Origin of the sequence: Pseudomonas sp. P5_152 (assembly GCF_033989915.1) — a bacterium.
Classification (GTDB): Bacteria; Pseudomonadota; Gammaproteobacteria; order Pseudomonadales; family Pseudomonadaceae; genus Aquipseudomonas.
On sequence record NZ_JASFAH010000002.1, the window covers coordinates 4,153,221 to 4,175,488 of the forward strand.

A 22,268-nucleotide genomic window follows, 5' to 3' on the forward strand; every position below is an offset into this window, starting at 1 on the left:
GCTCCCACAGGTTTGATCGGTGTATGCGGGGGTGTTTGTAGGAGCGAGCTTGCTCGCGATGGTCGTCAACGATGACGCGCCAAGCCTGATTCAACACGGCATCCTCGCGTGCTTCGCTGGCAAGCCGCCAGTGCCTGTCCGCGGTTCAGCCGTGCACGGCCTTCAATTCCTTCAGGTGCTTGTACACCGTCGCCCGTCCCATGTTCAGCACATTGGCCACATAGTTGGAGGCGCTTTTGCCCTTGAAGGCGCCTTCGGCATGCAGGGCCAGCACCAGTTCGCGCTTGTGCTCGCGGGTCAACACGCTCAGGCCCAGTTGTCGTTCCCGCAGCCAGTTGTGCAGGAAGGTGTTGATGCGCTCCTGCCAGTCATCGCGAAACAGTGAATCCGGCTGTGGGATCAGTTTGCTCGGTGACAGGAACAGGTCCAGTGCTGCCTTGGCGTTCTCGAACAGCGAAATGTTCAGGTTGATGCACAGCACGGCCATCGGGTGGCCGTTGCTGTCGCGCAGGACACTGCTCAGGCTGCGGATTTTCTGGCCATCCCAATTGAGCTTCTCGTAGGGGCCGATGTTGCGTTCGCTGATGTCCTCGCTGAGCATGTCTTCGAGCGCCGCATCGCCGCCGATTTCACGCTTGGACAGGTTGTTGGCGATGTAGTCGATTTTCTGTGTGCGCAGGTCGTGCAGCACCACCTCGGCGTGGGGGAAAAACAGCGTGGCAATGGCGTCGGCGATTGCCCGGAAGTTATCCAGTGCAGGGTCTTGTAGAGGTGGGGTCATCGGTGCTGCTCCAGGCAATCGGCGCCCCGTGAGCCGGGGCGCTGGAAGTTTGCCGCAATCGGGTTCGAACGTCACCCCGGCGCCGGCTCAACCCAGGCGCGAAGGGGAGAGCATGCTGGCGCTGAGGCCAAAGTGTTGCAGTGCCGGCGGCAGCGCCTCTCCGCGGACCAGCGCCGCGCTGGCCTGGCCCATGGCGGGCGAAGTCTGGATACCGTAGCCGCCCTGGGCGGCAACCCAGAACAGCCCGGGTACTTGCGGGTCGAAGCCGCTGACCAGGTCGCCATCGCTGACAAAGCTGCGCAGGCCGGCCCAAGTACGGGTCGGGCGGCGGATGGTCAGGGTGGTGGCCTCTTCGATCTGGTAGATGCCCATGGCGATGTCCAGTTCTTCCGGCTGCACGTCGTGGGGCTCTACCGGGTCGGCGTTGGCCGGCGAGCCGAGGAACATCCCGGCATCGGGTTTCATGTAGAAGGACTCGTCGAGGCTCACCAGCATCGGCCAGGCGTGGCAATCAAGGTCCTTGGGGCCTTCGAAGATAAACGCCGCGCGCCGCTTGGGGATCAGCCCCAGCGGCTGGGCGCCGGCCATTGCACCGAGATGGTCGGCCCAGGCGCCGGCGGCATTGATGATGATCGGCGCGCTGAACGTCTGGCCGGCGGTCTGCACGTGCCACAGCCCCTGGGGATCACGGCTCAGGCCCAGCACTTCGCAATCGGTGTGCAGCTGTCCCTGATTGCGGCGGATGCCCCGCAGATAACCCTGGTGCAGGGCATCGGTGTCGATGTCGGTGGCGGTCGGGTCGTAGATTGCGCCAAAGACTTTTTCCCGACGCAGGATCGGCAGGCGCGCCAGGGCCTCGTCGGCGCTGAGCAACTGCATCTGCGGCACCGTGGCCTTGGCACTGAGGTATTGATTGCGCAACTCATCCGGGTCGCCGGTGAAGTCAACGGTCATCTCGCCTCGAGGGGTGAGCAGCGGGTGTTCGCAGAAGCCTGCTGGCGGGGCATCGAAGAATTCCCGGCTGGCCTGGGTCAGCGCGCGTACTTGCGGGGTGCCATACGCGGCGGTGTACAGCGCCGCGGAACGCCCGGTGGAATGGTAGGCCGGGTGGGATTCGCGCTCGAGCACGATGACCCGGCCGTGGGGCGACAGCCAGAAACCGGTGGAAGCCCCGGCAATACCGCCGCCGATGATGATGAAGTCTGCCTGGGTCATGAACGTGTCCTTAAAGGCGTAAACACCTGTCCCTTGTAGGAGCGAGCTTGCTCGCGATGGCGGTCGGTCAGCCAACATTAATGTTGAAGATGATGGCCTCATCGCGAGCATGCTCGCTCCTACAGGGATTTGGGTCAGTTGAGCAGGTGGTAGATGGCATTGGCCAGCGCGATGTCTTCCAGGCCCAGGCCGATGGAGCGGAAGAACACGTGGCGCTCGTACGTCGGGCGTGGTGTCTGGCCGCTGAGCAGTTGCGCCAGGTCGCCGACGATCGCCGCCGGGTTCCAGTCGTGTTGTTCGCGGGCGATCAACATTTCCCCGGCAGCGTCTGGAGTGGTCCGACGGTAGTCGCAATACACCTGCATCTGGCCGAGGCTGTGCGGCGGGACTTCGTGGGCGCGCACCGCGTTGGTACTGATGGAGGTGATCAAGGCGGGCTTGCGCAAGCTCAGTGGGTCGATCACCGGGCCGGCGGAGGAGGTGCAGAGCATGATCACATCGGCCTCCTCGAGCGCCGCCTCCAGGCTGTCCTGGATCTGCAGGCGCGAGTCCATGGCCATCCACTGCGCCAGAGCCTCTGGATCACGCGTCGCCAGGCTTGGCGAATAGAGGCTGATGCTGTGCCACTCGCGCAGTTGCCGGGCGTAGTGCAGATGCACTTGGGCTACGGGGCCGCTGCCGATGATCACCAGGCGAGTGGCATCCGGCCGGGCCAGGGCATCCACTGCTACTGCCGTGGTGGCGGCGGTGCGCGCGGTGGTCAGTTCGCCGGCATCGCACAGCAGCAGAGGCTGGCCGGTGCGCATCGACATCAGCAGGGTCCAGGCGGTCACCAGCGCGCCGCCTTGCGCACGCACGATGTAGGGCGAGGTTTTCACCCCATAGACAGCATCTTCGGCCAACACCCCGAGGTAATTGATGAAGTCCCCGGCACCCTGGGGGAACTCCACCAGTTGCTGGGCCGGTTGCACGGCCTGGCCGGCTGCCAGGTCACGGAACAATTTGCGCAGGATCTGCGGCACGTCAACCTGCGCCAGCAGTTCGCGAGCCTGGGCTTGGTCGATCACAAAAGGGGAAGGGGGCATGCGCAGGCTCCGTGGATTTGCGTGTGAACTAATTTGTCCATTGTGGACTTATTGTTCTTGTTGGCAATATCCAGGCGTAAAAAAAGCGCAGTCCGTGACCGGCTGCGCTTGGGGTGTGGCGACCCGAACTTACGGGCGCTTGCGCTCTACCGGGCGCAGCAGATGGGTCGACGGGGTTTCGCAACTGATCTTGCGGCCCAGCAGCGCCTCGATGGACGGTAGCTGGTAGGAGTCATCTTCACCGGCAAAGCTGATGGAGACGCCCTCGGCGCCTGCACGACCGGTCCGGCCAATGCGGTGCACGTAATCGTCCGGCACTTCCGGCAGGGTGAAGTTGATCACGTGGCTGATGCCGTCGATGTGAATCCCGCGGCCGGCGACATCGGTGGCCACCAGGACGCGGATCTTGCCCTCGCGAAAACCTTCAAGGGTCTTGATGCGCTTGTGCTGCGGCACGTCGCCCGACAGTTGGGCAGCGTTGACGCCGTCGCGGACCAGGCGTTCTTCGATGCGCCGCACTTCGTCCTTGCGGTTGGCGAAGACCATCACCCGCTCCCAGCCATTGTCGGTCACCAGGTTGTAGAGCAGCTTGTACTTATCGGCACCGGCAACGGCGTAGATGTGCTGTTCGACGTTTTCGCTGGCAACGTTCTCGGCTTCGATCTCGACGATGGACGGGTCGGTGGTCCATTGCTTGGCCAGGTTCATCACGTCTTCGGTGAAGGTGGCCGAGAACAGCAGGGTCTGGCGTTCGCTTTTCGGTGGGGTCTGGCGAATGATCTGGCGCACTTGTGGGATGAAACCCATGTCGAGCATCCGGTCCGCTTCGTCCAGCACCATTACTTCGACCATGTCCAGGTGCACGTCGCCGCGCTGGTTGAAGTCCAGCAGGCGGCCTGGGGTGGCGACCAGGATGTCGCAGTGCCGGGCTTCGAGGTGCTTGAGCTGCTTGTCGAAGTCCATGCCGCCGACAAAGGTCATGACGTTGAGGCCGGTGTACTTGGTCAGGTCGGCTGCGTCCTTGGCGATCTGCACCACCAGTTCACGGGTCGGCGCGATGATCAGTGCCCGTGGCTCACCCATGTAGCGCTCTTTGGGCGGTGGAGTCTGCAGCAACTGGGTGATGATCGAGACCAGGAACGCGGCGGTCTTGCCGGTGCCGGTTTGTGCGCGGCCGATGGCGTCTTTGCCGGCCAGGGTGAAGCCCAATACCTGCGCCTGGATCGGCGTGCAGTACGGGAAGCCCAGGTCCTGGATGGCGTGCATCAGCTCCGGGGCTAGCTTGAAGTCGTGGAAGCGGGTCTTGCCTTCCTGGGGTTCGACGACGAAGTCTTCGAGTTTCCAGGCCACGACCGGCGGTTTTGGCGCGCGTTCGCGACGCGGCTTCGGGGTCTCGCTGCGCGCTTTTGGCGGGGCAACGTCGGTGGCCGGTGTGTTCACCGGCTCGTTCTGCGGTGCCGCGACAGCTGCGGTCCGCCCAGGCTGATGACCGTCGGTGCGGTGGCTGGTGGTTGGGGAGGGTGCGCTGGAGCTGGGCGCGAGCTGCTCAGCCTCGCTTTTACCGAACATTTTCTTGAGTGCTTTGAGCACGGTCATCTCATCAATTGGTTAAGGAATGTACGCCGGCCAGTGTAATGCAAGAATCGGGCGCGGCGTAGTGCGTTGGTCACACTGCTACATAGATGTGGGCGGATTAGCGCAAACGCTCGGCGAGCCAGGCGCCAATATCACGAATTTCTTCAGGTAACACTTCATGCCCCATTGGGTATTCCTGCCATGTCACGGTGACACCACGGGTCTTCAAGTACTCGTAGGCGCTGCGGCCCATGGCGTTTTGCACCACCTCATCGTACTGACCGTGCAGGCACAGCACCGGAATACGTTGCTGGCTGGCGGATAGCTCGAGTTCGTCAGTGAAGGTGGGGGCATAAGTGGAGAGGGCAAGTACGCCACCCAGTGGACCCTGCCACTTGAGGAAGGTGCTGTGCAGGACCACCGCGCCACCCTGGGAAAAACCCGCGAGGAAAATCCGCGAAGGGTCTATTCCGCCCGCGCGCTGCTCTTCGATCAAATCGATGATGCGTTGCGCCGACGCTTCCAGTTGCTCGCGGTCGATTGCCCGGGCCGGACTCATGGCCAGAATGTCGTACCAGCTGGGCATCTCGTAACCACCGTTGATGGTCACTGCGCGGGTCGGCGCCTGGGGCAGGACGAAGCGCGTGGTCTGCAGGGTTTCCTGCAGGGCTTCGGCCACGGGCAGGAAGTCGTAGCGGTCGGCGCCCAGGCCGTGGAGCCAGATGACACAGGCGTCTTCCGGCTTGGCGGGGTGAAGAATCAAGGGCTCGGTCATGGCTGCTCCAATGTTGTGCGTTCGCCCGCTTTGAGTGCGAGCTCAAAGTGCACGGCGGGTCGATCAGTTAAGAAGTTGTCGCAAGGTTGCAAGTTTTGCTCTTGACCTGCGGCTGAATCGCTTTAGCGCCCGGTGTGGTACGGGCCTTGCTATGGGAAAACCTGTGCACGCGATCCTGCGCCTGGCGGTAACACTATCAGGCAACCGCCCGGCGCGGGAGAGCAAAAAATCCGCTGATGGACGTTCGCCATAGGCCGCTACGGGCTTGGCAGACAAGAAAGGGCTACAGCCCGTTCGGCCGATTGGTGAGCAGTGAGTTTTCCATGATGTGGATTTTCTCCTACTAGACTCATAGCTAAGGTCTTACGCCGCTTGACCCTAAAACAAGCCAACACGGGTCAACAGCGCCTCATAAGGGTGCGGCAGGACTCAAGCTCCGACACAACAAGAGCAAAACTGGAGGTTTGAATGAAGATGTTGAAATCCACCCTGGCAGTGATGACTGCGGCCGCAGTACTCGGTGTCAGCGGGTTCGCTCAGGCGGGTGCAACCCTGGATGCAGTGCAGAAGAAGGGTTTTGTACAGTGCGGCGTCAGTGACGGTCTGCCGGGTTTCTCGGTACCGGATTCCACCGGCAAGATCCTCGGTATTGATGCCGACTTCTGTCGCGCGGTGGCCGCCGCGGTATTCGGCGACGCAACCAAAGTGAAGTTCAGTCAGTTGAACGCCAAGGAACGCTTCACCGCGCTGCAGTCCGGTGAAATTGACATCCTGTCGCGCAACACCACCATGACCAGTTCCCGCGACGCGGGCATGGGCCTGAAGTTTCCTGGCTTCATCACCTACTACGACGGCATCGGCTTCCTGGTAAACAACAAGCTGGGCGTCAAGAGTGCCAAGGAACTGGACGGCGCGACCATCTGCATTCAAGCCGGTACCACGACCGAGCTGAACGTTTCCGATTACTTCCGCGGCAACGGCCTGAAATACACGCCGATCACCTTCGACACCTCCGACGAAAGCGCCAAGTCGCTGGAATCCGGTCGTTGCGACGTGCTGACCTCGGACAAGTCCCAGCTGTTCGCCCAGCGCAGCAAGCTGGCCGCACCGAAGGACTACGTGGTTCTGCCGGAAACCATTTCCAAGGAGCCACTGGGCCCTGTCGTGCGTAATGGCGATGACGAGTGGCTGGCCGTGATCCGCTGGACAGGCTACGCCATGCTCAACGCTGAAGAGGCCGGCATTACTTCGAAAAACGTCGAAGCCGAAGCCAAGTCCACCAAGAACCCGGATGTCGCTCGTATGCTCGGGGCGGACGGTGAATACGGTAAGGACCTGAAGCTGCCGAAAGACTGGGTCGTGCAGATCGTCAAGCAAGTCGGCAACTACGGTGAAGTGTTCGAGAAAAACCTCGGCAAGGGCACTCCGCTGGAAATCGACCGCGGGCTGAACGCTCTGTGGAACAACGGCGGCATTCAATACGCACCACCAGTGCGCTGATGGTTCTATCACCCGGTGGGCCAACCACCGGGTGATGTTCTGTACCATTATTTCTGGGGCACTCCATGCAAAATTCTATCGGCGCACCAAAGCAGAGGCTCAGCCTCAGCGATCCAAAAGTGCGTGCGTGGCTATTCCAGATCATCACCATTGTGGCGGTGGTCTCGATGGGCTGGTATCTGTTCGACAACACGCAGACCAACCTGCAACACCGGGGTATTACCTCCGGCTTCGATTTTCTTGAGCGCAGTGCCGGTTTCGGTATCGCGCAAACCCTGATCGACTACACCGAATCGGACAGTTATGCCCGGGTGTTTGTCATCGGCCTGCTCAACACCTTGTTGGTGACCTTCATTGGCGTGATCCTGGCGACGATCCTGGGGTTTATCGTCGGCGTATCACGGCTTTCGAAGAACTGGATCATTGCCAAGCTGGCGACCGTGTACGTGGAAGTCTTCCGCAACATTCCGCCGCTGCTGCAGATCCTGTTCTGGTACTTCGCGGTGTTCCTGACCATGCCGGGGCCACGCAACAGCCATAACTTCGGCGACACCTTCTTCGTCAGCAGCCGCGGCTTGAACATGCCGGCCGCGTTGACGGCGGACGGTTTCTGGCCGTTTGTCGCCAGCATCGGCGTTGCCATTGTGGCGATTGTGCTGATGAACCGCTGGGCGACCAAACGCTTCGAGGCGACCGGTGTACCGTTTCATAAATTCTGGGTGGGCCTGGCGCTGTTCCTGCTGATCCCGGCGCTCTGTGCGTTGATCTTCGGCACACCGCTGCACTGGGAGTTGCCCAAGCTGCAAGGCTTCAACTTTGTCGGTGGCTGGGTGCTGATCCCGGAACTGCTGGCACTGACCCTGGCCTTGACCGTGTACACCGCGGCGTTCATCGCCGAGATCGTGCGCTCGGGCATCAAGTCGGTCAGCCACGGCCAGACCGAGGCGGCGCACTCCCTCGGTTTGCGCAACGGCCCGACCCTGCGCAAGGTGATCATCCCCCAAGCCCTGCGGGTGATCATTCCGCCGCTGACCAGCCAATACCTCAACCTGGCGAAGAACTCCTCGCTGGCGGCCGGTATCGGTTACCCGGAAATGGTCTCGCTGTTTGCCGGCACGGTGCTGAACCAGACCGGACAGGCGATCGAGGTGATTGCCATCACCATGAGCGTGTACCTGGCGATCAGCATCAGCATTTCCTTGCTGATGAACTGGTACAACAAGCGCATTGCGCTGATCGAGCGGTAAGGAATAGCGCATGAGTACTCATACTTTCAAACCGGACATGCCACCGCCGAGCAGCAGCATCGGCGTGGTGGCGTGGATGCGCGCCAACATGTTCTCCAGCTGGCTCAACACCCTGCTGACGCTGTTCGCGTTCTACCTGATCTACCTGGTGGTGCCGCCGATCCTGCAGTGGGCGATCATCGACGCCAACTGGGTCGGTACCAGCCAGGCCGACTGCACCAAGGACGGCGCCTGCTGGGTGTTCATCCAGCAGCGCTTTGGCCAGTTCATGTATGGCTACTACCCGGTGGACATGCGCTGGCGCGTGGACCTGACCGTGTGGCTGGCGGTCATCGGCGTGGCACCGCTGTTCATCTCGCGCTTCCCGCGCAAAGCGGTGTACGGGCTGAGCTTCCTGGTGCTGTACCCGATCATTGCCTGGTGCCTGTTGCATGGCGGCGTTTTCGGCTTGAGCCAAGTGGCGACGAGCCAATGGGGCGGCCTGATGCTGACCCTGGTGATCGCCACGGTCGGGATTGCCGGAGCGCTGCCGCTGGGCATCATCCTGGCCCTGGGACGGCGCTCGAACATGCCGGCGATTCGGGTGGTCTGCGTGACCTTCATCGAGTTCTGGCGCGGCGTGCCATTGATCACGGTGCTGTTCATGTCCTCGGTGATGTTGCCGTTGTTCCTGCCCGAGGGCATGAACTTCGACAAGCTGCTGCGGGCGCTGATCGGGGTGATCCTGTTCCAGTCGGCCTACGTCGCCGAAGTGGTGCGTGGCGGCCTGCAAGCGATTCCCAAGGGGCAGTACGAAGCGGCTGCCGCGATGGGCCTGGGGTACTGGCGCAGCATGGGCCTGGTGATCCTGCCGCAAGCCTTGAAGCTGGTGATCCCCGGTATCGTCAACACTTTCATTGCGCTGTTCAAGGACACCAGCCTGGTGATCATCATCGGCCTGTTCGACTTGCTCAACAGCGTCAAGCAAGCCGCCGCCGACCCGAAATGGTTGGGCATGGCCACTGAGGGCTACGTGTTCGCGGCCCTGGTGTTCTGGATTTTCTGTTTTGGTATGTCGCGCTATTCCATGCACCTGGAACGCAAGCTCGACACTGGCCACAAGCGTTAGGAGTTCTGTAATGAGCGAAGCAAGCAAACAGCCGGTGAGCCCTGAAGGCATTATTCAGATGCAGGGCGTGAACAAGTGGTACGGCCAGTTCCATGTGTTGAAAGACATCAACCTCAACGTCAAGCAGGGCGAGCGGATTGTCCTGTGCGGGCCTTCGGGTTCCGGCAAGTCGACCACCATTCGCTGTCTCAACCGCCTGGAAGAGCATCAGCAAGGGCGGATCGTGGTCGATGGCGTGGAGTTGACCAATGACCTCAAGCAGATTGAAACGGTGCGCCGTGAAGTCGGCATGGTGTTCCAGCACTTCAATCTGTTTCCGCACCTGACGATTTTGCAGAATTGCACCCTGGCGCCGATGTGGGTGCGCAAGATGCCCAAGCGCAAGGCTGAGGAGATTGCCATGCACTATCTGGAGCGCGTACGCATTCCGGAGCAGGCGCACAAGTATCCAGGGCAACTGTCGGGTGGCCAGCAGCAGCGGGTAGCGATTGCCCGGGCGCTGTGCATGAAGCCGAAGATCATGCTGTTCGATGAGCCGACGTCGGCGCTCGATCCGGAGATGGTCAAGGAGGTGCTCGATACCATGATCGGTTTGGCCGAAGATGGTATGACCATGCTCTGCGTGACCCATGAGATGGGTTTTGCGCGGACGGTGGCGAATCGGGTGATCTTTATGGACAAGGGGGAGATTGTTGAGCAGGCGGCGCCGAATGACTTTTTCGACAATCCGCAGAATGAGCGGACCCAGTTGTTCTTGAGTCAGATTTTGCATTGATTGGGGTTGCTGAGTGAGATGAACCCGGACTTGTTCCGGGTTTTTTTTCGCCCGAACGCCGCCCGACCCCAAGCAACCAACGGCTTTACACCTGACGTCGGGCCCCCCGCAACCAACATCCTCATTGCTCTACCCAGTCAAGCTGACTAACATGTCAAAAAAATTCATCCTATGATTGGATGAAAGGGCGAATTTAATGACAGACACTTCTCCACTGATCAAGCGTTCCCTGGTCGACCAGGCCTTGGAGCAACTGCGCCTGCGCATTAACACCGGCAGTTGGACGGTTGGCCAGCGCCTGCCCACCGAGCCTGAGTTGGCGGCTGAGTTGGGGATTAGCCGTAATACGGTGCGTGAGGCCATGCGGGTGCTGGCGTTTTCCGGGTTGATTGAGATTCGCCAGGGTGACGGCAGTTACCTGCGGGCGGTGGTCGATCCGTTGGATACGATGAAGGCCTTGTCCCGTTGCTCCCATGAACAGGCCCGGGAGACCCGGCATATCCTTGAGGTGGAGGCGATTGGGCTGGCGGCGTTGCGGCGGACCGATGAGGACCTGGTGGCCCTGCGTGAGGCGCTGACAGTCAGTGGTACCCACTATCACGGCGACCTTGATAGCTACATCGCCTGCGACATGGTGTTTCACCGCCGTTTGGTGGATGCCGCGCACAACCCGACCCTCAGTGAGCTGTACCGCTACTTCTCCAGCATTGTCGGCGCGCAGTTGCGCGAGACTTTGAACATCGTCCCCAGACGTCAAGCCGTGTTCGACTTGCATGTCGATTTGCTCGACGCCGTCTTGCAGCGCGATCCGGAGCGGGCCAAGGCCCTTTGCCGGCAGTTGATCAATGAGCCTTGAAACCGAGAATTCCATGTCCAGCCAACCGGCCAACACCCGCGATACCGTCTCCCCCAAACGCTCGGCAGAGCTTGAAGAGCTGCTGATCGATGCCGAGGCCGATGACGAGCAAGTCCAGCAGAGCCAGCCGCTGTTGCTTCGTCCCTGGTTGTTGTTGCTGGGGCTGATCCTGGTGGCGTTGAACCTGCGTCCGGCGCTGTCGAGCATGGCGCCGCTGCTCAGTGAGGTGTCGAAGAGTCTTGGCTTGTCGGCGGCCCAGGCGGGGTTGCTGACTACCTTGCCCGTGTTGTGCCTGGGGCTGTTCGCGCCCTTGGCGCCGATCCTGGCGCGGCGTTTTGGTGCCGAGCGCGTGGTGCTGGGGATTCTCCTGACCCTGGCGGGCGGGATCATCCTGCGCAGTTCTTTCGGCGAGATCGGCCTGTTTGCCGGGAGCATCCTGGCCGGCGCCAGCATTGGGGTGATCGGCGTATTGCTGCCGGGGATCGTCAAACGCGATTTTGCCAAGCACGCCGGCACCATGACGGGCGTCTACACCATGGCCTTGTGCCTGGGCGCCGCCATGGCCGCCGGCGCGTCAGTGCCTTTGAGCGAGCATTTTGGGCAGAACTGGACCGTGGGCCTGGGGTTCTGGGTGATTCCGGCACTGCTTGCTGCGGTTTTCTGGCTGCCGCAGGTGGGGCAAAAACACGGCGCCCACAATGTCGCGTATCGGGTACGCGGGCTGCTGCGTGACCCGCTGGCCTGGCAAGTGACCTTTTACATGGGCCTGCAGTCGTCGCTGGCCTATATCGTCTTTGGCTGGTTGCCGTCGATCCTGATCGGCCGTGGCCTGACGCCGACCCAGGCCGGGTTGGTGCTGTCGGGTTCGGTAATTGTGCAATTGGCCAGTTCCCTGGCCGCCCCCTGGCTGGCTACGCGGGGCAAGGACCAGCGCCTGGCGATCGTGGTGGTGATGCTGATGACCCTGGGCGGGCTGTTCGGTTGCCTGTACGCGCCGATTGACGGCTTGTGGGGCTGGGCGATCCTGCTGGGCCTGGGGCAGGGCGCAACCTTCGCCCTGGCGCTGACCCTGATTGTATTGCGCTCGCGTGATGCCCATGTGGCAGCCAACCTGTCGAGCATGGCCCAGGGGTTCGGCTACACCCTGGCGTCCATGGGCCCGTTTGCGGTGGGCCTGGTGCACGACTGGACCGGAGGCTGGACCGCGTTGGGCTGGATTTTCGGGGTGATTGGCCTGGGCGCGATCATCGCGGGGCTGGGGGCCGGGCGCGCCCGGTACGTGCAGGTCGAAAGCGAACGGGTGTGACTGCGTCGCACTGGCGGTATTTGTGCTGCGAATGGCGGTAGTGTTGCCAAGGTTTGCAGACTATCGTGCAGGTATCTTTCGCAGCCATTTTTTGACCATGCAGGGAGCCTGCCCATGAGTGACGCCAATCGCGCCGTGATCACTGAGTTCTATCGAGCCTTTCAGCGCCTGGATGCCGAAGCCATGAGCGCCTGCTACAGCGAGGATGTGCTGTTCAGTGATCCGGCTTTTGGCGAGCTGCGCGGGCGCGATGCCGCTGACATGTGGCGGATGCTCACCACCCGGGCCAAGGACTTTTCCCTGACCTTCGACAACGTGCAAGCCGATGAGCGCAGCGGCAGTGCGCACTGGGTTGCCCGCTACCTGTTCAGCCAGACCGGCAACACCGTGGTCAACGACATCCAGGCCCGCTTCGTCCTGCGTGACGGCAAGATCTGCGAGCACCACGACACCTTTGATCTGTGGCGCTGGTCGCGCCAGGCCCTCGGTGTCAAAGGCCTGCTCCTGGGCTGGACGCCGCTGGTGGGCAATGCCGTGCGCAAACAGGCGCTCAAAGGCTTGAGGGCGTTCCAGGCCAGTCGCTGATAAGATCTGCAGCTGTTTTCCTTCAAGCCCTGAACGTCACGTGAACAGCCCCAGCCAATCCCCCGTCATACCCGTCGACCCCGTGGTGCCTGCCAGCAAGCCCTGGTTCGTCTACCTCGTTCGTGCGGCCAATGGCGCGTTGTATTGCGGCATCAGCGACGACCCGCAAAAGCGTTTCGCCAAGCACCAGAGCGGCAAGGGCGCGCGATTTTTTCTCTCGAGCCCGGCGATGGCGCTGGTCTATACCGAGGCCTGCCTCGACAAGAGCGAAGCGTTGCGCCAGGAACGCCTGATCAAGAAGCTGCGCAAGAGCGCCAAGGAATGCCTGGTGGCGACTTATCACCCTGAGTGATCAGTTGTCATCAGGCAGATGGGTAGGCTGCTATTCGATTGCGCGCTAAGCTGCTGGCTTCTTACATCAGCGGCGGATTGTGTATGTCAGAGTTGATTCTTCACCATTACCCGACTTCTCCTTTCGCAGAAAAGGCGCGGCTGTTGCTGGGCTTCAAAGGGTTGTCCTGGCGCTCGGTGAACATCTCGCCGATGATGCCCAAGCCCGACCTCACGGCCTTGACTGGTGGCTACCGCCGTACGCCGGTGCTGCAGATCGGTGCCGATATCTATTGCGACACCGCGCTGATTGCCCGCCGACTGGAGCAGCAAAAAGCCCTGCCGGCGTTCTTCCCCGAAGGTCAGGAAATGGTCAGCGCCACGGTCGCCGCCTGGGCCGACTCGGTGGTGTTCCAGCATGCGGTCAGCCTGGTGTTCCAGCCCGAATCGATAGCGGTACGTTTTGCCAGGTTATCACCGGAGGCGGTGAAGGCCTTTGTCGCCGACCGCGCCGGACTGTTCAGTGGTGGTAGCGCCACCCGGTTGTCGGCGGACCAGGCCCGTCATCAATGGCCGACGATCATGGCGCGCCTTGAGCAGCAACTGCAGCGTGATGGCGACTACCTGTTCGGTGAGCCTTCGATTGCCGACTTCGCCTTGGCCCATCCGCTGTGGTTCTTGAAGGCCACGCCCGTCACTGCGCCCCTGGTGGATGCCTATCCGACAGTCTCGGCCTGGCTGACCCGGGTACTGGGTTTCGGTCATGGTGCATTCAGTGAGATGAGCGCAGAAGAAGCCTTGCAGGTGGCGCGGGACTCAACCCCGGCGGCCCTGCCGGATGAACCGTTCAACGAACCGAACGGATTTACCGCAGGCCAGCAGGTGGTGATCGCGGCAACCGACTACGGGGTTGATCCGGTGGCCGGCGAGTTGCTGTTTGCCGGCAGTGAAGAGCTGATCCTGCGCCGCGAAGACCCGCGTGGTGGGGTGGTGCATGTGCACTTTCCGCGGTTTGGTTTTCGTATCGAGGCTTGCTAGCAGCGGTCAAGATCGCAGCCTGAGGTGAGCTGCTGCGATCTTTTGACCTGGTCTATTTCAAGGCAGCCAGAATCGCCTCGGGCTCATAGCCGCGAATCAGCGTGCCGTTCACGTCCAGCACCGGGATGCCGCGACCGCCCAGGGCCTCATAGACCTTGCGCGCCTCGGCATCTTTCTCGATGTCGTATTCCTTGAACGGTATGCCCTTCTGATCAAGGAAACGTCGGGTCAGCTTGCAGTAGCCGCACCAGTCGGTGGCGTAGAGCACCACCCGGGCGTTGGCCCGGACCTGCTCGGCGACCACCTGCGAAGGGTTGAACAGCCGTTCGATCTTGCCCCAGTTCTGATAGACCACCAGCACCAGTACAATCAGCAGGACCTTCTTCAGTGCGCCTGCGAGCATCAGTTGCGACGCTTGAGCTGGTCGGTGAGGGAGGTCGGCAGGCCCTTGATGACCAGGGTGCCGGCTTCTTCGTCGTACTCGATCTTCGAGCCCAGCAGGTGCGCTTCGAAGCTGATGGACAGGCCCTCGGCGCGGCCGGTGAAACGACGGAACTGGTTGAGGGTGCGTTTGTCGGCGGGGATTTCCGGCGACAGGCCATAGTCCTTGTTGCGGATATGATCGTAGAAGGCTTTTGGGCGTTCTTCGTCGATCAGTTCCGACAGCTCCTCCAGGCCCATGGGTTCACCCAGCTTGGCCTGGCTGCTGGCGTAGTCGACCAGGGTCTTGGTCTTCTCGCGGGCGGAGTCTTCCGGCAGGTCTTCGCTTTCGACGAAGTCGCTGAAGGCCTTGAGCAGGGTGCGGGTTTCACCCGGGCCGTCGACACCTTCCTGGCAGCCGATGAAGTCGCGGAAGTACTCCGAGACCTTTTTCCCGTTCTTGCCTTTGATGAACGAAATGTACTGCTTGGACTGCTTGTTGTTCTGCCACTCGGAGATGTTGATCCGTGCGGCCAGGTGCAACTGGCCCAGGTCCAGGTGCCGGGACGGGGTCACGTCGAGCTGGTCGGTCACGGCCACGCCTTCACTGTGGTGCAGCAGAGCAATGGCCAGGTAGTCGGTCATGCCTTGCTGGTAGTGGGCGAACAGGACGTGACCGCCGGTCGACAGGTTGGACTCCTCCATCAACTTTTGCAGGTGCTCCACGGCAATTCGGCTGAACGCGGTGAAGTCCTTGCCGCCGTCGAGGTACTCCTTCAGCCAGCCGCTGAACGGATGTGCACCGGACTCGGCGTGGAACAAGCCCCAGGCTTTGCCTTGCTTGGCGTTGTAGCTCTCGTTGAGGTCGGCGAGCATGTTCTCGATGGCGGCGGATTCGGCCAGTTCCGAGTCGCGGGCGTGCAGGACTGCGGGTGTGCCGTCGGGTTTTTTGTCGATCAGGTGGACGATGCAATGACGGATCGGCATGGGCTTCTCGGCTGTATGAATGGAGGAGGGCGTGCTCCCCCGAAAAAGTGCCCAGTGTACCGCACCTGTTGGTTTTGGCGGTGCTCGACGGGGTTGGGAGGCGGGTCATGCCGGGCTTATGCGCTTTTTTGCGGATTTAGAGCAATAAAGCTGACCAAATGGGTAGGTAGAGGCGGATATTTCCCCGTCTCTGTGCTAGTTTTGCCCGGTCTTACGCGAAGTCACTGCGTTAAGCGTGCATTCAGCATTTGTCAGGTCGAACCAAACCCTGATTTCGGTATCTATAACCCCGACCCGTCGGTGTTGTAGCCGAGGGTGCCAGATCCAGAAGATCGGGCTCGATGGCTGACACTGCACTCTGCAATCCATATGAATTTGATAGGGAAGGAACACTACATGGCTCTTACTAAAGACCAACTGATCGCCGATATCGCTGAAGCTATCGACGCGCCTAAAACCACCGCGCGTAACGCACTGGACCAACTGGGCCAAATCGTTGCTGATCAACTGGAAAACGGCGGTGAAATCACCCTGCCAGGTATCGGTAAGCTGAAAGTGACCGAGCGTCCTGCCCGTACCGGCCGCAACCCTTCGACTGGCGCTGCCATCGAAATCGCTGCCAAGAAAGTTATCAAGCTGGTTGTGGCTAAAGGCCTGACCGACGCTGTTAACAAGTAAGACGCATAAAAAAGAGCCGCGCCCCGGAGCAATCCGGGCGCGGCTTTTTTGTGCCTGGCGTAATGTGCCAGGCGAGACTCAGCTTTTGCGAACCCAGCGCTCGCGCCAGACTTGCTGCTCGGATTTGGTCTGGAAGGTCCAGGCGACAAAGCGGCTTTGCTTTTGTCCCTGGGACATCTCCACTACCTGGCTCTCCAGCACGCCGGCCTTTTTCAGCGCGGTCTGGATGACTGGCAGGTTTGACGCTTTCGAGACCAGGGTACTGAACCACAGCACCTTGTGTTGAAAGTGCGCGCTTTCGGCGATCAGTTGCGTCACGAACCGCGCTTCACCACCTTCACACCACAACTCGGCGGACTGTCCGCCAAAGTTCAGTACCGGCAGTTTGCGTTTCGGGTCGGCACGGCCCAGGGCGCGCCATTTACGTTCGCTGCCCTTGGTCGCCTCGTCCATGGAGGCATGGAACGGCGGGTTGCACATGGTCAGGTCAAAACGTTCGCCCGGCTCCAGCAAGCCCAGCAGGATGTGCTTGGGATTGCTTTGCTGACGCAGCTGGATGGCTTTGTTGAGGCCGTTGGATTGCACAATGGCTTTGGCGGCGGCCACTGCGGTCGGATCGATTTCCGAGCCGAGGAAGTGCCAGCGGTAGTCGCTGTAGCCGATCAACGGATAAACGCAGTTGGCGCCCATGCCGATGTCGAGCACCTTGACCGGAGCGCCGCGGGGGATCTCACCGTCGTTGACGCTGGCCAGCAGGTCGGCAAGAAAGTGCACGTAATCGGCACGTCCCGGCACCGGTGGGCAGAGATAGTCGGCCGGGATGTCCCAATGGGCGATGCCATAGAACGACTTGAGCAATGCCCGGTTGAACACCCGCACCGCATCCGGGCTGGCGAAGTCGATGCTCTCTTTGCCATAGGGGTTGATGATCACGAACTGCGCCAGTTCCGGCGTGGTCTTGATCAGCGCCGGGAAGTCGTAACGGCCCTGGTGGCGGTTGCGCGGGTGCAGGCTGGCCTTTTCGCGGGGCTCCACGGCTTTGGCCGGGGTCGCGGAATCAGGCTTCTTGCGCGCAGGGCGGGGTGTGCGGGGGGTGGTCATGGGCGTAGTCGATTCGGGTGTGGCTGAAAGAGACGGGCATTGTCCCACATCCAGGCGCTGTGAATGCAATTGTGAAGATCAGCACGAATCCCTGTGGGAGCGGGCTTGCCCGCGATGGCGATCTGTCAGTCACATCAATGTTGAATATGAGGGCCTCATCGCGTTCAAGCCCGCTCCCACAGGGTGTTGTGGTGTTTGTGGGGAAGGGGCGGGCACAAAAAAGGGAGGCCGTTGCGGGCCTCCCTGTTTTATAGCGGTATGCCGTTACAGGCTGGCAATCCGCGCGTGTTGCTCGGCCAGCTTGCCCAGAGCCTGTTCGGCTTCGGCCAGTTTGGCGCGTTCTTTCTCGATGACTTCGGCCGGGGCCTTGTCGACGAAACCGGCGTTGGACAGCTTGCCGCCGACACGCTGCACTTCACCTTGCAGGCGCTGGATTTCCTTGTCCAGACGGGCGAGTTCCGCACCCTTGTCGATCAGGCCGGCCATCGGCACCAGCACTTCCATCTCGCCAACCAGCGCGGTGGCCGACAATGGCGCTTCTTCGCCGGCTGCCAACACGGTGATGGATTCCAGCTTGGCCAGCTTTTTCAGCAGGACTTCGTTCTCGCTGAGGCGACGCTGGTCTTCGGCGCTGACGTTCTTCAGGAAGATCGGCAGGGGTTTGCCCGGGCCGATGTTCATCTCGCCGCGAATGTTGCGCGTGCCCAGCATCAGGCCCTTGAGCCATTCGATGTCGTCTTCGGCCGCCTGGTCGATGCGTGCTTCATTGGCCACTGGCCAAGGTTGCAGCATGATGGTCTTGCCGTCGATGCCGGCCAGCGGCGCGATGCGCTGCCAGATTTCTTCGGTGATGAACGGCATGAACGGGTGCGCCAGGCGCAGCGCCACTTCCAGCACGCGCACCAGGGTGCGACGGGTGCCGCGCTGGCGTTCGATCGGGCCGTTTTCGTCCCACAGCACTGGCTTGGACAGTTCCAGGTACCAGTCGCAATACTGGTTCCAGATGAACTCGTACAGGGCCTGTGCAGCCAGGTCGAAGCGGAACTGCTCGAGTTGGCGGGTTACTTCTGCTTCGGTGCGTTGCAACTGGGAGATGATCCAGCGATCGGCCAGCGACAGCTCGTAGGCTTCGCCGTTCTGGCCGCAGTCCTCGCCCTTGTCCAGCACGTAGCGCGCAGCGTTCCAGATCTTGTTGCAGAAGTTGCGATAGCCTTCGACGCGGCCCATATCGAACTTGATGTCGCGACCGGTGGACGCCAGCGAGCAGAAGGTGAAGCGCAGGGCGTCGGTGCCGTAGCTGGCGATGCCGTCGGCGAACTCGTCGCGGGTCTGCTTCTCGATCTTTTTCGCCAATTTTGGCTGCATCAGGCCGCTGGTGCGTTTTTGCACCAGGGTTTCCAGGTCGATGCCGTCGATGATGTCCAGCGGATCAAGGACGTTGCCCTTGGACTTGGACATCTTCTGGCCCTGGCCGTCGCGCACCAGGCCATGTACGTACACGGTCTTGAACGGCACCTGCGGCGTGCCATCCTCGTTCTTCACCAAGTGCATGGTGAGCATGATCATCCGGGCAACCCAGAAGAAAATGATGTCGAAGCCAGTCACCAGTACGTCGGTGGAGTGGAACTTCTTGAGGAACTCGGTCTGTTGCGGCCAGCCGAGGGTGGAGAAGGTCCACAGGCCCGAGCTGAACCAAGTGTCGAGGACGTCGTTGTCCTGCTGCAGGGCAACATCTGGCCCCAGGTTGTGCTTGGCGCGCACTTCGGCTTCGTCGCGACCGACGTAGACCTTGCCCGACTCGTCGTACCAGGCCGGAATCCGGTGGCCCCACCACAGCTGACGGCTGATGCACCAGTCCTGGATGTCGCGCATCCACGAGAAGTACATGTTTTCGTACTGTTTCGGTACGAACTGGATGCGGCCGTCTTCCACGGCGGCAATCGCAGGCTCGGCCAGTGGCTTGGTGGAAACGTACCACTGGTCGGTCAGCCACGGTTCGATGATGGTGCCGGAGCGGTCGCCCTTGGGCACTTTCAGGGCGTGATCGTCAACGCTGACCAGCAGGCCGGCGGCGTCGAACGCAGCGACGATCTGCTTGCGCGCTTCAAAACGGTCGAGGCCGGCGTATTCGGCCGGGATCTTGCCGTCGATGCTGTCGTTGAGCGTACCGTCGAGGTTGAACACCTGGCAGGCAGGCAGCACCGCGGCGTTCTTGTCGAAGATGTTGAGCAGCGGCAGGTTGTGGCGCTTGCCGACTTCGTAGTCGTTGAAATCGTGGGCCGGGGTGATTTTCACGCAGCCGGTGCCGAATTCAGGATCACAGTAATCGTCAGCAATGATCGGGATGCGGCGGCCAACCAGCGGCAGCTCGACGAATTGGCCGATCAGGGCCTTGTAGCGTTCATCGTTCGGGTTCACGGCCACGGCGGAGTCGCCGAGCATGGTTTCCGGGCGAGTGGTCGCGACGATCAGGTAATCGTTGCCTTCAGCGGTCTTGGCGCCGTTGGCCAGCGGGTACTTGAGGTTCCACAGGAAACCTTTCTCGTCGTGGTTTTCCACTTCGAGGTCGGAAATCGCCGTGTGCAGCTTGGTGTCCCAGTTGACCAGGCGCTTGCCGCGGTAGATCAGGCCGTCTTCGTGCAGGCGCACGAACGCTTCCTTGACCGCTTCCGAGAGACCGTCGTCCATGGTGAAGCGCTCGCGGCTCCAATCCACCGACGAGCCGAGGCGACGGATCTGCCGGCTGATATTGCCGCCGGACTCATCTTTCCATTCCCAGATTTTTTCCAGGAATTTCTCACGGCCCAGGTCGTGGCGGCTCTGGCCCTTGGCTTCGAGCTGACGCTCCACCAGCATCTGGGTGGCGATACCGGCGTGGTCGGTACCCGGTTGCCACAGGGTGTTGCGACCCTGCATGCGGCGGAAACGGATCAGGGCGTCCATGATCGCGTTATTGAAACCGTGACCCATGTGCAGGCTGCCGGTGACGTTCGGCGGCGGGATCATGATGGTGTAGGAATCGCCCGCGCCTTGCGGGGCGAAGTAGTTCTCGGACTCCCAGGTGTTGTACCAGGAAGTTTCAATTGCGTGCGGCTGGTAGGTCTTATCCATGCGCGGCGGGACCCTATTGGCATTTATTCAGGAAAAGCCGGCAAGTATAGCGGGGATGTCGCCTGGGGCGTAGAGCGAGCTGATGGCAGGAGGGAGAAATCTGCTGTTTTTTCCAGGAGCGGCGGTCGCGGTGCTCCAGTCTCGTGTGGGAATTGCATTGGGCTGATGGGGGGAGGGGCAGGTGGGGAGCTAATTAGCGCGATAGTTTCCTTGGCATATAAGGAATTTGCCTACAAGTTTGCTTGTTTGAGTAAGTGCTGTGTGTGCGTAGTATTCAAGGAGGTGTGTGCAAGTTGAATGTGCTGCACAGTGCCTGCAGGGAAATATAGTGTTATTAAATAATGGCATGGAGCATTTATGTATATCAAACAAATTGCGTTGTTGATTCCTTTCCTGATGTCGGCGAATGCCTGGGCAGGAACCGTGGAGTATTGCCCGAAAGTTGCGGATATCAAGGAAGTCGGTACCACCGGCAGTTATGTCGCAGCTACCGTCAGCGGCCAGGGTGAGTGGAATGGCACTTCGCAGGTTGGGCGCGGCCCGGTAGGTGGGTTCGATGAGGCAATATTCAAGGCCCATGGCGATGCAGTCGAAGGTGTGGTGATCGGTGAAATCCTGCACTGCGGGTACAGTCTGCGTGACGGTGGTAAGTTGGACATGCGCTTCAAGCGCGAAGGCACTGTTGTCAGTATTCAGGCGGGGGGAGCCTGGGAACCGTGGTATAGCCAGTATTATTGCGAAGATAAAGCCGAGGGCGCCTGCACCTTCAAGGAATTACCTCGTCCAGGTAAGGGCTAGTTGATGTTGTGCACTATTCAGTTAAGTATTAGTTGCTGAATGTAATGCCATTGAATAGTGGGTTGGTATTTGAAGTGTAAGGTCGCCAATTTCACTGGCGACCTATCCCTCGTACAAGGGGGTACTCAAAAGCACGCGGTCAGTTGTCGTACTGGCTCAATAACCGTTCCATTCGTGCATCGAGGCGACGCTTGATTTCCGTCTCGATGTGCGGGGCAAAGTCATCGATCACGTCTTGCATGATCAACTGCGCGGCCGCGCGTAACTCACCATCCAGATGCAGCATGACGTCGGCAGCTTGCTGAGCGGTGGTCGTGGCGGCTGGTGCTGGTGCTGGTGCTGGAGTTGGAGCAGGTTGTTCGACGGCTTCGGCCAGTGGTTTGCCGCTGACTTGGTCGAACAGCAAGGGAATCTGGCCTTCATCACTCGCGGTCTCGACGGTGTCGGTCAGCAGTGGTGGTTGCAGGTTGTCATCGCCGAGCAACTGGCGGATCGACTCGAGGTCATCCAGCAGGTGAGCGGCCTTTTGCAGTGGTTTTGGCGTGTCCATCTTGTACTCAGAGTCGCTGTAGACGGTGATCTTGCAGAGGATAGCCCTGTTCGCGGTAGAAGCGGAAACTCTCCCGCGCGGCCTGACGAATAGCGGGATCTTCGACTACTACTTCTGCCACTCGGGCAAACCGTTGGGCAAATGGTGGGACCTTGAGGTCGAGGTTGACCAGAAGGTCCTGGTGCTCGCCCGGATCATCGCCCAGGCCCAGCACAATCAAGCCGTCCGGTTCGCTCTCGGCTGGGCCGTGTGGTACGAAGCTTTCGCCCTTGAACGCCCAGAGGCGAGCATCCAGGTCGTCGCGTTGGGCGGCGTCGCTGCAGTGCAGGTAGATGCGGTGCCCCATGCGCCAGGCCTTTTCGCTGAGCTTGCAGGCGAAATCCAGTCGCGCCTGAGGATCGGCGCTGGGCAGGATGTAAAAGTCGACTTTGGTCATTGCGGTTCCTG

At 60.9% G+C, this 22,268-nt stretch carries 22 protein-coding genes; 11 read left to right on the plus strand and 11 right to left on the minus strand.

Going from position 1 to position 22,268, the window contains the following annotated elements:
- Positions 1–145 precede the first annotated feature (145 nt).
- The 5 genes from QMK50_RS18705 to QMK50_RS18725 all read right to left on the minus strand — a co-directional run bounded on the left by QMK50_RS18705 (position 146) and on the right by QMK50_RS18725 (position 5,431).
- On the minus strand, positions 146–781 hold the full coding sequence (locus QMK50_RS18705) for a transcriptional regulator (protein WP_095171231.1): 636 nt from the start codon (positions 779–781) through the stop codon (positions 146–148).
- An 87-nt stretch (positions 782–868) separates the two neighbouring features.
- The gene (locus tag QMK50_RS18710) at positions 869–1,996 is read right to left on the minus strand and encodes an FAD-binding oxidoreductase (RefSeq protein ID WP_320333703.1); all 1,128 of its coding nucleotides are present in this window, start codon (positions 1,994–1,996) and stop codon (positions 869–871) included.
- 134 nt (positions 1,997–2,130) lie between these two features.
- Positions 2,131–3,081 carry an ornithine cyclodeaminase family protein gene (locus tag QMK50_RS18715; protein ID WP_320333704.1) on the minus strand — a complete coding sequence of 317 codons (951 nt, stop codon included), beginning with the start codon at positions 3,079–3,081 and terminating at the stop codon, positions 2,131–2,133.
- Positions 3,082–3,210: 129 nt separating this feature from the next.
- Complete coding sequence (gene rhlB / locus QMK50_RS18720) at positions 3,211–4,677, minus strand: ATP-dependent RNA helicase RhlB (RefSeq protein WP_095171225.1); 1,467 nt, start codon at positions 4,675–4,677, stop codon at positions 3,211–3,213.
- A gap of 97 nt (positions 4,678–4,774) precedes the next feature.
- On the minus strand, positions 4,775–5,431 hold the full coding sequence (locus QMK50_RS18725; RefSeq protein ID WP_320333705.1) for an alpha/beta hydrolase: 657 nt from the start codon (positions 5,429–5,431) through the stop codon (positions 4,775–4,777).
- 468 nt (positions 5,432–5,899) lie between these two features.
- On the opposite strand from QMK50_RS18725, the gene QMK50_RS18730 reads away from it, so the two are divergent.
- The 9 genes from QMK50_RS18730 (at position 5,900) to QMK50_RS18770 (ending at position 14,176) form a co-directional block, all read left to right on the plus strand.
- Positions 5,900–6,931 (plus strand): amino acid ABC transporter substrate-binding protein, encoded by a 1,032-nt coding sequence (locus QMK50_RS18730; RefSeq protein WP_095171222.1) that lies wholly within the window; start codon positions 5,900–5,902, stop codon positions 6,929–6,931.
- A 65-nt stretch (positions 6,932–6,996) separates the two neighbouring features.
- Positions 6,997–8,178 carry an amino acid ABC transporter permease gene (locus tag QMK50_RS18735; protein ID WP_320333706.1) on the plus strand — a complete coding sequence of 394 codons (1,182 nt, stop codon included), beginning with the start codon at positions 6,997–6,999 and terminating at the stop codon, positions 8,176–8,178.
- Between the two features lie 10 nt (positions 8,179–8,188).
- A complete protein-coding gene (locus tag QMK50_RS18740) occupies positions 8,189–9,286 on the plus strand; it encodes an amino acid ABC transporter permease (RefSeq protein ID WP_095171219.1) in 1,098 nt (365 codons plus the stop codon).
- A gap of 10 nt (positions 9,287–9,296) precedes the next feature.
- Positions 9,297–10,061, plus strand: a complete 765-nt coding sequence (locus tag QMK50_RS18745) for an amino acid ABC transporter ATP-binding protein (protein WP_320333707.1) — start codon at positions 9,297–9,299, stop codon at positions 10,059–10,061.
- A gap of 196 nt (positions 10,062–10,257) precedes the next feature.
- Positions 10,258–10,917, plus strand: coding sequence for a FadR/GntR family transcriptional regulator (locus tag QMK50_RS18750; protein ID WP_320333708.1), 660 nt, complete (start codon positions 10,258–10,260; stop codon positions 10,915–10,917).
- On the plus strand, positions 10,907–12,223 hold the full coding sequence (locus tag QMK50_RS18755) for a CynX/NimT family MFS transporter (RefSeq protein WP_320333709.1): 1,317 nt from the start codon (positions 10,907–10,909) through the stop codon (positions 12,221–12,223). The genes QMK50_RS18750 and QMK50_RS18755 overlap by 11 nt, the downstream gene beginning before the upstream one ends.
- Before the next feature lie 114 nt (positions 12,224–12,337).
- Complete coding sequence (locus tag QMK50_RS18760) at positions 12,338–12,808, plus strand: nuclear transport factor 2 family protein (protein WP_159993917.1); 471 nt, start codon at positions 12,338–12,340, stop codon at positions 12,806–12,808.
- Positions 12,809–12,848: 40 nt separating this feature from the next.
- Positions 12,849–13,160 (plus strand): GIY-YIG nuclease family protein, encoded by a 312-nt coding sequence (locus QMK50_RS18765; protein WP_320333710.1) that lies wholly within the window; start codon positions 12,849–12,851, stop codon positions 13,158–13,160.
- Positions 13,161–13,243: 83 nt separating this feature from the next.
- Entirely contained in the window at positions 13,244–14,176 is a 933-nt protein-coding gene (locus tag QMK50_RS18770) for a glutathione S-transferase family protein (RefSeq protein WP_320333711.1), read from the plus strand.
- A gap of 52 nt (positions 14,177–14,228) precedes the next feature.
- Here QMK50_RS18770 and QMK50_RS18775 read toward each other — a convergent pair whose 3' ends face one another.
- Together QMK50_RS18775 and yejK are read right to left on the minus strand one after the other, a co-directional pair.
- The gene (locus QMK50_RS18775; RefSeq protein WP_095171206.1) at positions 14,229–14,579 is read right to left on the minus strand and encodes a glutaredoxin family protein; all 351 of its coding nucleotides are present in this window, start codon (positions 14,577–14,579) and stop codon (positions 14,229–14,231) included.
- Positions 14,579–15,583: a nucleoid-associated protein YejK gene (gene yejK / locus QMK50_RS18780; RefSeq protein WP_095171205.1), complete on the minus strand. Its 1,005-nt coding sequence runs from the start codon at positions 15,581–15,583 to the stop codon at positions 14,579–14,581. The genes QMK50_RS18775 and yejK overlap by 1 nt, the downstream gene beginning before the upstream one ends.
- A gap of 396 nt (positions 15,584–15,979) precedes the next feature.
- Between yejK and QMK50_RS18785 the strand changes: the two genes are divergently transcribed.
- The gene (locus tag QMK50_RS18785; protein ID WP_007905514.1) at positions 15,980–16,261 is read left to right on the plus strand and encodes an HU family DNA-binding protein; all 282 of its coding nucleotides are present in this window, start codon (positions 15,980–15,982) and stop codon (positions 16,259–16,261) included.
- 78 nt (positions 16,262–16,339) lie between these two features.
- Here QMK50_RS18785 and rlmF read toward each other — a convergent pair whose 3' ends face one another.
- Both rlmF and QMK50_RS18795 read right to left on the minus strand, forming a co-directional pair.
- Positions 16,340–17,362 (minus strand): 23S rRNA (adenine(1618)-N(6))-methyltransferase RlmF, encoded by a 1,023-nt coding sequence (gene rlmF, locus QMK50_RS18790; protein ID WP_095171203.1) that lies wholly within the window; start codon positions 17,360–17,362, stop codon positions 16,340–16,342.
- Between the two features lie 264 nt (positions 17,363–17,626).
- Positions 17,627–20,473 (minus strand): valine--tRNA ligase, encoded by a 2,847-nt coding sequence (locus tag QMK50_RS18795; protein WP_159993923.1) that lies wholly within the window; start codon positions 20,471–20,473, stop codon positions 17,627–17,629.
- 357 nt (positions 20,474–20,830) lie between these two features.
- Between QMK50_RS18795 and QMK50_RS18800 the strand changes: the two genes are divergently transcribed.
- On the plus strand, positions 20,831–21,271 hold the full coding sequence (locus tag QMK50_RS18800; RefSeq protein WP_159993925.1) for a DUF3757 domain-containing protein: 441 nt from the start codon (positions 20,831–20,833) through the stop codon (positions 21,269–21,271).
- A 139-nt stretch (positions 21,272–21,410) separates the two neighbouring features.
- On the opposite strand, the gene QMK50_RS18805 is transcribed toward QMK50_RS18800, so the two are convergent.
- Together QMK50_RS18805 and QMK50_RS18810 are read right to left on the minus strand one after the other, a co-directional pair.
- Complete coding sequence (locus QMK50_RS18805) at positions 21,411–21,821, minus strand: DNA polymerase III subunit chi (protein WP_320333712.1); 411 nt, start codon at positions 21,819–21,821, stop codon at positions 21,411–21,413.
- A 7-nt stretch (positions 21,822–21,828) separates the two neighbouring features.
- The gene (locus QMK50_RS18810) at positions 21,829–22,257 is read right to left on the minus strand and encodes a DNA polymerase III subunit chi (protein WP_095171196.1); all 429 of its coding nucleotides are present in this window, start codon (positions 22,255–22,257) and stop codon (positions 21,829–21,831) included.
- Positions 22,258–22,268 lie beyond the last annotated feature (11 nt).